Source organism: Enterovibrio norvegicus DSM 15893 (genome assembly GCF_900115495.1).
GTDB classification, from domain to species: Bacteria; Pseudomonadota; Gammaproteobacteria; order Enterobacterales; family Vibrionaceae; genus Enterovibrio; species Enterovibrio norvegicus.
Genome location: NZ_FOWR01000076.1, coordinates 1 through 7,969, shown reverse-complemented (window position 1 = coordinate 7,969; position 7,969 = coordinate 1). Strand labels below are relative to the sequence as shown.

Below are 7,969 nucleotides of genomic sequence, written 5' to 3'. Positions count from 1 at the left end.
TGTACATTCAGATCAGGGCAGTCAGTACACCAGTCATGATTGGGATAAATTCCTGACTCAGCATGGCTTGGAGTCAAGTATGAGCCGCAGAGGCAACTGTCATGACAATGCTGTTGCTGAAAGCTTCTTTCAGTTATTGAAACGAGAACGTATCAAGCGAAAAATCTACTCAACGAGAGAAGAAGCACGTATGGATATCTTTGAATATATTGAGATGTTCTACAACGTAAAACGTCGGCACGGTTCCAACGACCAAATGTCACCTGTAGAGTATGAAAAGCAGTACGAAGAAAGGCTCAAAGGTGTCTACTGAGTCGGTGGCTATTCATTATTTAGTTCAGTGATCTCAACTAGCATATCGAACTCTCTACCGTCCTCTAGTTTATAGCCAACAATCTCTGAACCATTGAATATCTCCACCCAGAAATTCTCGAATGGTATACCAGATGAATCAAACCATTCCTTTGCGTCGACTTCAGTGTAATTGGAATGTTCGCTCATAATCTCTCGTGGCATTTAACGCCGCTAACAACGGCAGACTTGTGATTGTGAATTTTGTGCAAAAATGGCGAAGCCATGCACAAAAGCCGCAAGCGCAAGGCTGTCCAAGCAGCGTAGCGACTGATGTTGCTTGGCCTTGTTAAACGTTTTTGCGGTGCGCATCTAAAAACTCGTATGGTAAATCATAGTTAGCTGATATATCACAACAAGCCTCGATTACAGCTAGTCGTAGATATTTACCTAGTCCCTCGTCTGACATGCTTAATAAGTTATGAATGTTTATATAAATAGCTGTATCAAGTTGAGAATACTTTTTATTGATTTTTAATTCTTGCGGAGATAAATCTTCATTATCTCCGTATCTTAAGATGAGGCTAATTGCGTCAAATGGAGCATCTACGAAATAACCATTGTCAGATAGAAGCACTCTGAATTCTTTAGCTATCTGGATAAGATTTACAGCAATTCGCTTATCTCTCTTGAACTTTATGAGAGCTACACCGCCGATTGTTATATTCGCTTTCTCGCTCATATTCCCTACGTTTAACGCCAATCTAAGCGGCGCTTAATTATATAAAAATCAACCACCTGAATCACAGAGGTCGTTTAAAAAAACTGTGGGAGGTTTAAGCGTCCAGCTTTAGGTTTTTGTTAGCACGTTTCCCACATACAGTGCCAGTTGTTGATTTTTGCAGCCCAATTAATTTTAAATATCGTTGAATCACCAAATGGGATGTCAATATCTAAAGATACTTGAATAGTGCATTCATCGACATTTGGTTCGTCGTATGATGGGCCTTGAATGGTTGTAGGCCAACCATTAATCTTTGAGAAGCCATAATTACTATATTTGATGAGTGCTTTTTCAAACTCATTTGATTCAAAATCACAATCAACATTCTGGTTATCGAGCCACTCGATGAAATCAGATGAGCTTGGATAGTCAATGAATTTTTCCCATTTTATATCTTTTTCTTCGAACTTGTTTTCGGTTGGATTACTTAAAGGATGAATGGTTGATCCTTTTGGGATTTCTCGAACTACCAATTCACCGCCTTCCTCAGATAAGATATCGAAAGTGACATAGCCTTTGTCTATATAAATGCAGATGCCCATCAAATGAGAGATTTGTTTGGGTATGTAGGGAAGCTCATTTACAACTATTTGCAGCAATGGCCTTAGAGGGCCGCTTGAACCCATTGGCCAGGACTTCCCTGGAATGTCATAAAAAGTTCCACCTGTTCTCGAAGAAAATTCATCCGTACAGTTATCGAGGAGTACTGCCTTAATGGCTTCACTTCCGAGAGATCTTATATAGGATTCGAATTCATTCATGTCGTTTCCTTGGTGTGCTAACGTTGCAATAACGGGCGTTTATCAAACCGCCAAAAACCGCTTTAATCCATTGTATTCACGCCACTTTTAAAAGCTTCAGCAGCGACAAAGCGTCCCGTTTATAGCCTTGTTATGCCAACAAGTTCCCATTCTGATACAAACAGAAAAATTGGTGCGATTAAAATAAACAGAGCCTGAAAAATCATAATATGGACTAACAGTGAGAATAAAATCTCACCGACTTTTGATGTCCAGATTGAAAAGTGGTTGAAGAGGCTGGATGCCGTCACTTTAACAATAGCTGGGTCACTGCTAATCAAAGGTTTGCGGTTACGACCATAGAACTTTGCAGACATCGACCCAGCAATAGCAACCATACCTGCTGAAGCAACAGGGATTACCAGATACCCAACAACTGGGAATGCGTTGGAAATAGAGAAAATGATCACGATGAAAAGAATCATCCAAAACAGTATCAAGCCAAAAGATACATCGATAAGATTATGAAACTGTCTAGCTAAAAACCTAGGTAAATAATCCATCATAAACCTGCTACCAAATTAGGCATAACGCTGTGATAACGGGCACTTGCCCGCACTAAACCTCACCAAACCAATGTATTCAAACCACTTTCTAAGCGCTTCGAGATTGGCAAGGTGTCCCGTTCATGACCTTGTTAGCCGCTGAACATTCATACTATCGCGGCTTCGCCGCCAACACCCAACGAACACGCCGTTTTGTGAATTCAACTGACGCCTTAAAGATAAAATCGCTCGATAAAACCACAGGCGTTGAATTCAACTTAGCAAAGATAGCCACATGATTTTGCATCGAGTATGGGATTAGTTTGATGAGGGTTTGGAGATTAAACAACCTGCGACGAAGAGAGGAACTGTCTATCTAAACATCGCAAACTAAACACTGGGAAGAACTGACGGATATAGCCACCAGCATGCGCGGCAGAAACAGAGGTATTGTGTGCTAGCGAAGCGTAAGTACACAACAACCGGAGTACAATAACCCGCATAGCTTGTTTTGTTATGCATTTTATTGCTGCATTACACCCCAGCCATCTAAATACCCATCCACTAAAGATACTCGTTCAGCCAACAGATCTTCAAGCTGGCATACAGCATCATAAGTAACCAACATTTTCTTAGATAGAGTTAACTCCATGCCACCTTCGTCATATGGTTTAGTTTCGATGTTTACATATTGGTCAACGTCGCTGTCAGCAACGAACATTAATGCTATACGATCTGCTTCAGTCTCGGTTGCAAAGACTGCATGGATATCAACGATATGCTCTTTATCAAAATCAAATCCACTTTCTTCCATTCGGCGAAAAACATCACCATAAGCACCTTCAGGATAAGACATTAATTCCACCTTTTTGCCTAACGTCGCAATAACGGGCGCTTACCAAACTACCCAAAACTGCTTTAATCCCTTGTATTCACAACACTTTGAAAAGCTGCCGCATTGACAAAGCGTCCACGTTTATTGCCTTGTTATGCGCTCAATTCGTATGTTCGCGGCTTGCCGCCAATCACCTTTTGAACAAGACATTTTCACTTAAACCCAAACCGGAAAGCTTTCTCAAACCACCAAGAAAAAGCCCTTTCGTTTGAATTCAATACTGAAGCCTGAGAAAAACGCTTTAATCAAACTGCCTGAGTACATTCAGAAAGATAAAGCGATATAACGTCGCAATAACGGGCGCTTACCAAACCACCCAGAACTGCTTTAATCCGTTGTATTCAAGACACTTTGAAAAGCTGCCGCAGTGACAAAGCGTCCCTCGTTAATTGCCTTGTTATGCATTTCAGCTCCCAAGCCAATACGCTGTTTTTTCGAAGCCATTGCACTCTATGGCTTCAGGGTTTGAAACATATTTGAGCATAACTTCCATCACGAAAGCTTTACCGAATGTTTTGACACAAGGGATGATGTAATGCTTGTTGGCACTGGGATTCGGCTCAGTCATTGCGGCTAAAACTAAGTCGTCAAGTAAAGACTTAGGTACAGGATTGATTTTTGCCATTAGTCTGGCAACAAACCACTTTTGCTCTGGGTTCTTCAATGCTGCTGTAAACCAAGCTAGTTTCTCGGGGCTGTCACTTGGGAAATTGCAAGCAGCCTTTTTCAATACTCTATTGACCTCGAGATTCGAGGCATTATGGTCAGTCATGTCTAGAGCATAACTATATTCTTTTGCAAGATGGTCAAAGTTCATATTATGCATAACGTCGCAATAACGGGCGCTTACTAAACCGCCCAAAACTGCTTTAATCCCTTGTATTCACAGCACTTTGAAAAGCTGCCACCATGACAAAGCGTCCCGCGTTGATTGCCTTGTTATAGGCCGCAGTTCACCAAGCACCTTTTTATATAGTTAGTTCAAAAGCTGAACACGGCGTTCCTTGATGATACTTCAACTGCCAGCAAGTGCCTGTAAATGCCCAAATTGAACATCGCTTAGCGTAGTCGCTGATTTCACCTGTCGGAGCGACTGAAGCAGACTCATATTTAAGAAGCTGAACCGAAGGCGCTAGTTGAACACATACATAATTCTGCGAATGAACTCTGCAGCCTGTAGGCTCCTCTGAGCTCATCATTTTAACGATTGAAGCGAAGTCAAAACTGACTCCTGACTTACCGACTTCAGAAAAACTAGGATGGATCAATCGCTCTACATCAGCTCGACTTTGACGAACTTCATACCGATGAAGCTCGGTTTCTTGTTTAACTAAAATATCCACTTGTTCTCCTGAACTGACAAGGCATATAACGCCGCGCTCTGCGGAAACTTAGGAGCGCAGCGAGTAAATTATCCGTAGCAGCGCCTTGTTAAGCGCTGCACTCCATATATTTGATGATATCATCTTCCCAGTTTTCATTGGTGTTCTTGAATCTGATTAGACTTTCAATATCATTTAACTCGAAGATCTTTGCGAGTTCCTTTAGCTCATCGTTTTTTTTCGAATAAAGAAAAGATCTAAAGATGTAGCCCTGAACGCCTTTGTAAGTATCAGATATTACTTTGTATTCTTCTGGGCCGTCTTCATAGAACCACTCAATGAATTGTCTGTCCGATTTAAGGTAGCCAATTAACGTATGCCCATTTATTTCCCATAAAGGAACTAACTGTCCAGATTCACTGAACCCATCAGGGTGTTGCTCTAGCATCTCAGCCATTCTGGCAGGTGAATCAAATCGGCTGCAAAGAATACTAGGAACACTTGAACTCCATATGTCTTGAAACACTTTCGGAAGGTTTAGTTTTTTCAATTCTTCGATCATGCTCAATTCTCGACTGACGCTTAACGTTCTAATAACGGGCGTGTACCAAATTAATTTGATTGGAAAACGTAATCACGGTAGTGGTTTAGAGGAACTGCCATCGAGTACACGTCCTGTTCATTTGCTTGTTATGTTTGCCCTACCTGCATAGTTCGAGAATACTACGACATGATAGCTTTGCTTTTGAACAGAGTTTTTTTGCAAGAGAGGCAAATGTGTTTGTAACGAGGGTCTTCATGTGTAGTTAACGGCTGAAAAATAACCTTATCAGATCCACAACTGAAACATTTTGCATTTTCAGGGTCATCCGTTTTGCATTCGGGGTGATTTGATAAGTATTCTGAAAATGTTGGTAACTTTTGCCAATCATCATCTTGTGGCTTTGAGTATAAGGCGAAATAGTAAAATGCTGCTGCACCAATAAAAATTAATGCTGCTATACCAAAATCCATGTATTGCTCCTAAAGTTCACCAAAAACATAACGTTCGAATAACGGGCGTTTACTACCCAAAATTGATTGAAACCCCTGAATCACAGTGTTTCTATAAAAACTGCGTCACGAGTAAACGTCCACGTTGATTTGCTTGTTAGGTAAAAATCCCCGACTTACTTTGAACAAAAATCATTAGTTACATCAACAAACTTTGCTAGGAGTCTTCATGCCATATTTGACGAAGTTTCAGACCTTTAGGAAAGATCTTTTTACTGTCATCTTCAAAATAGACTTCTATTTGAATATCATTTTCGTCATCTGACAATTGAACCCAATCGACCCATTCAATTGCAGCCGTCATTCCGTCATTTTCATCATTTTCATCATTTTCATCAACGATCTTGAAGCCTTCCCCCAGATTTTCGGATAGAACATCTTTGATCTTATCAATATTCATATTTGATTAACCCAATTGAAGTTATGTGACACCTAACGCTGTGATAACGGACACTTGCCCGCACTTAACCTCACCAAACCAATGTATTCACACCACTTTCTAAGCGCTTCGAGATTGGCAAGGTGTCCCGTTCATGACCTTGTTAGCCGCTGAACATTCATACTATCGCGGCTTTGCCGCCAGAACCCAACGAACGCACCGTTCTGTGAATTCAACTGCGGCCATAAATTCAAAATCACTCAATAAAACCACAGACGTTAAATTCAACTTACCAAAGATAGCCACATGATTTTGCATCGAGTTTGGGATTGGTTTGATGAGCGTTTTGAGATTAAACAGCCTGCGACAAAGAGAGAAACTGGCTAGCTAAACATCGCAAAACAAGCAATGAAAAGAACTGACGGATAACAGTGTATTCAACCCCAAAATGGGGCGATTAAACACTCCATTTTGTCCAATAATAACAAACTACCATTTCCCTTAGTGAGTAACAGCTTGATTTCATATAACTATCGTTAAAATCTCAATTTTAACTCGCAGAAATACCCCAAAACGGCGTGCGTCGGTATTATACCCCAAAAGCAATAATACTGTATAAAAACACAGCCAAAGGATGGGTATGAAATCACTCTTTTTAACCGCTATAAGCGAACAAATGTACAAACGCCGATATTCAAAACGTACAATAAAAACATACCTACATTGGATTGCTGAATACATTCGATTCCATGATAAAAAGCACCCATCAACAATGGGCGATACAGAAGTAGAATCTTTTTTGAGTGATCTAGTAAACAGGAAAAATGTGGCGGCGAATACGCAAGCTGTAGCGCTAAATTCATTGGTTTTTCTTTATCGCGAAATTTTGAAATCTCCGTTATCACAGTCCCTAAATTTTGTATCAAGCCAGAAAAAGCAAAAGCTACCCGTTGTGCTCACGCATCAAGAGATAAAACGGTTTTTAGAAGGGTGTGATACCAAACACCATCTACCCTGCGCTCTGATGTACGGTAGTGGGCTGCGAATTATCGAAACCGTAAGATTACGTGTCCAAGACATTGATTTCGATTACCGGTGCATAAAAGTTATCGACGGCAAAGGGGGTAAGAACCGCGTTGTGACATTAGCACCTGAACTCTTTGACGCGCTTCGCCTACAAATAAAACATGCTGAATATTGCTTGAGTTTAGACAATGCGAACCCAGCATTTTCTGGCGTGTGGATGCCTCATAGACTCAGAGAAAAATACCAACATGAGAGCCGATCTCTTCCTTGGCAATACCTCTTTCCTTCTAACAAGCTCAGTATTGACCCTGAGAGCGGGTTGGCAAGGCGTCATCATCTAGACGAAAAGCAAATTCAACGTTCAGTTCGAAAAACCGCGATTCAAGTTGGTATAAAGAAACATGTGACACCCCACACGCTAAGGCATTCGTTTGCGACACATTTACTACAATCTGGCGCCGACATTCGAACAGTCCAAGCACAACTTGGACATACCGATGTTCGTACCACGCAGATTTACACACACATACTGCAAAATGGTGCGCATGGCGTCACAAGCCCCTTGTCTCGGATATAGCCTGCACTTCGTTCAAACGAAAAAAACCGCAGCCGAAGCCATAAGGCCGCTCGCTTAAGAGCGAGTGGCTTTTTTTTCTCTGGTTCTGGTTGGATATTTTGCGGGTCTTTTCAACACTGCCCGAGGGTACGCTTTCCTCTTTCTCTTGTTAGGTAATATCAGCCGTTTGCCATTTTCTCTAAGCATTTTTAGTGCATTTGGGACTGCACCAGGACTTCTGCCACTCGCCCAGATAAACTCATCTTGGATGAGATATAGCGCATTGAGGAAGCTTATCCTAAGCGGCTCAACTTTGTGCTCTTTCGCCATCGCTGCCATTTCTAAACGGACGATATTGTAAGACGTCAGGATCCCCCA

General features: G+C 41.4%; 12 protein-coding genes and 1 pseudogene. 3 read left to right on the top strand and 10 right to left on the bottom strand.

Features of this window, described 5'->3' with window-relative positions; genetic code table 11:
- On the top strand, positions 1-313 hold a 313-nt coding region (locus tag BM082_RS24135; RefSeq protein WP_139218822.1), incomplete at its 5' end, for an IS3 family transposase.
- Positions 314-640: 327 nt separating this feature from the next.
- Here the strand turns inward: BM082_RS24135 and BM082_RS24125 are convergent.
- From BM082_RS24125 to BM082_RS24115, 3 genes are all read right to left on the bottom strand, one after another.
- Positions 641-1,033 carry an Imm39 family immunity protein gene (locus BM082_RS24125; protein ID WP_074928933.1) on the bottom strand — a complete coding sequence of 131 codons (393 nt, stop codon included), beginning with the start codon at positions 1,031-1,033 and terminating at the stop codon, positions 641-643.
- Between the two features lie 119 nt (positions 1,034-1,152).
- On the bottom strand, positions 1,153-1,836 hold the full coding sequence (locus BM082_RS24120; RefSeq protein WP_139218821.1) for a hypothetical protein: 684 nt from the start codon (positions 1,834-1,836) through the stop codon (positions 1,153-1,155).
- Between the two features lie 119 nt (positions 1,837-1,955).
- Positions 1,956-2,381, bottom strand: a complete 426-nt coding sequence (locus BM082_RS24115) for a hypothetical protein (protein ID WP_017016421.1) — start codon at positions 2,379-2,381, stop codon at positions 1,956-1,958.
- Positions 2,382-2,503: 122 nt separating this feature from the next.
- On the opposite strand from BM082_RS24115, the gene BM082_RS25145 reads away from it, so the two are divergent.
- Positions 2,504-2,659, top strand: coding sequence for a hypothetical protein (locus BM082_RS25145; RefSeq protein ID WP_017013376.1), 156 nt, complete (start codon positions 2,504-2,506; stop codon positions 2,657-2,659).
- A gap of 224 nt (positions 2,660-2,883) precedes the next feature.
- Here BM082_RS25145 and BM082_RS24110 read toward each other — a convergent pair whose 3' ends face one another.
- From BM082_RS24110 to BM082_RS24085, 6 genes are all read right to left on the bottom strand, one after another.
- Positions 2,884-3,216 (bottom strand): ribonuclease E inhibitor RraB, encoded by a 333-nt coding sequence (locus BM082_RS24110; protein WP_017013377.1) that lies wholly within the window; start codon positions 3,214-3,216, stop codon positions 2,884-2,886.
- Between the two features lie 445 nt (positions 3,217-3,661).
- Positions 3,662-4,081, bottom strand: coding sequence for a hypothetical protein (locus BM082_RS24105; RefSeq protein WP_074928930.1), 420 nt, complete (start codon positions 4,079-4,081; stop codon positions 3,662-3,664).
- 142 nt (positions 4,082-4,223) lie between these two features.
- The gene (locus BM082_RS24100; protein ID WP_074928929.1) at positions 4,224-4,598 is read right to left on the bottom strand and encodes a nuclear transport factor 2 family protein; all 375 of its coding nucleotides are present in this window, start codon (positions 4,596-4,598) and stop codon (positions 4,224-4,226) included.
- Between the two features lie 88 nt (positions 4,599-4,686).
- Positions 4,687-5,139, bottom strand: a complete 453-nt coding sequence (locus BM082_RS24095) for a hypothetical protein (protein ID WP_074928927.1) — start codon at positions 5,137-5,139, stop codon at positions 4,687-4,689.
- A gap of 161 nt (positions 5,140-5,300) precedes the next feature.
- Entirely contained in the window at positions 5,301-5,591 is a 291-nt protein-coding gene (locus tag BM082_RS24090) for a hypothetical protein (protein WP_074928925.1), read from the bottom strand.
- A gap of 196 nt (positions 5,592-5,787) precedes the next feature.
- Entirely contained in the window at positions 5,788-6,030 is a 243-nt protein-coding gene (locus tag BM082_RS24085; RefSeq protein WP_074928924.1) for a hypothetical protein, read from the bottom strand.
- A gap of 619 nt (positions 6,031-6,649) precedes the next feature.
- Between BM082_RS24085 and BM082_RS24080 the strand changes: the two genes are divergently transcribed.
- Positions 6,650-7,612 carry an integron integrase gene (locus BM082_RS24080; RefSeq protein ID WP_017010847.1) on the top strand — a complete coding sequence of 321 codons (963 nt, stop codon included), beginning with the start codon at positions 6,650-6,652 and terminating at the stop codon, positions 7,610-7,612.
- Between the two features lie 54 nt (positions 7,613-7,666).
- Here the strand turns inward: BM082_RS24080 and BM082_RS24075 are convergent.
- Positions 7,667-7,969, bottom strand: a pseudogene (locus tag BM082_RS24075) (IS4 family transposase); the annotation flags it as partial.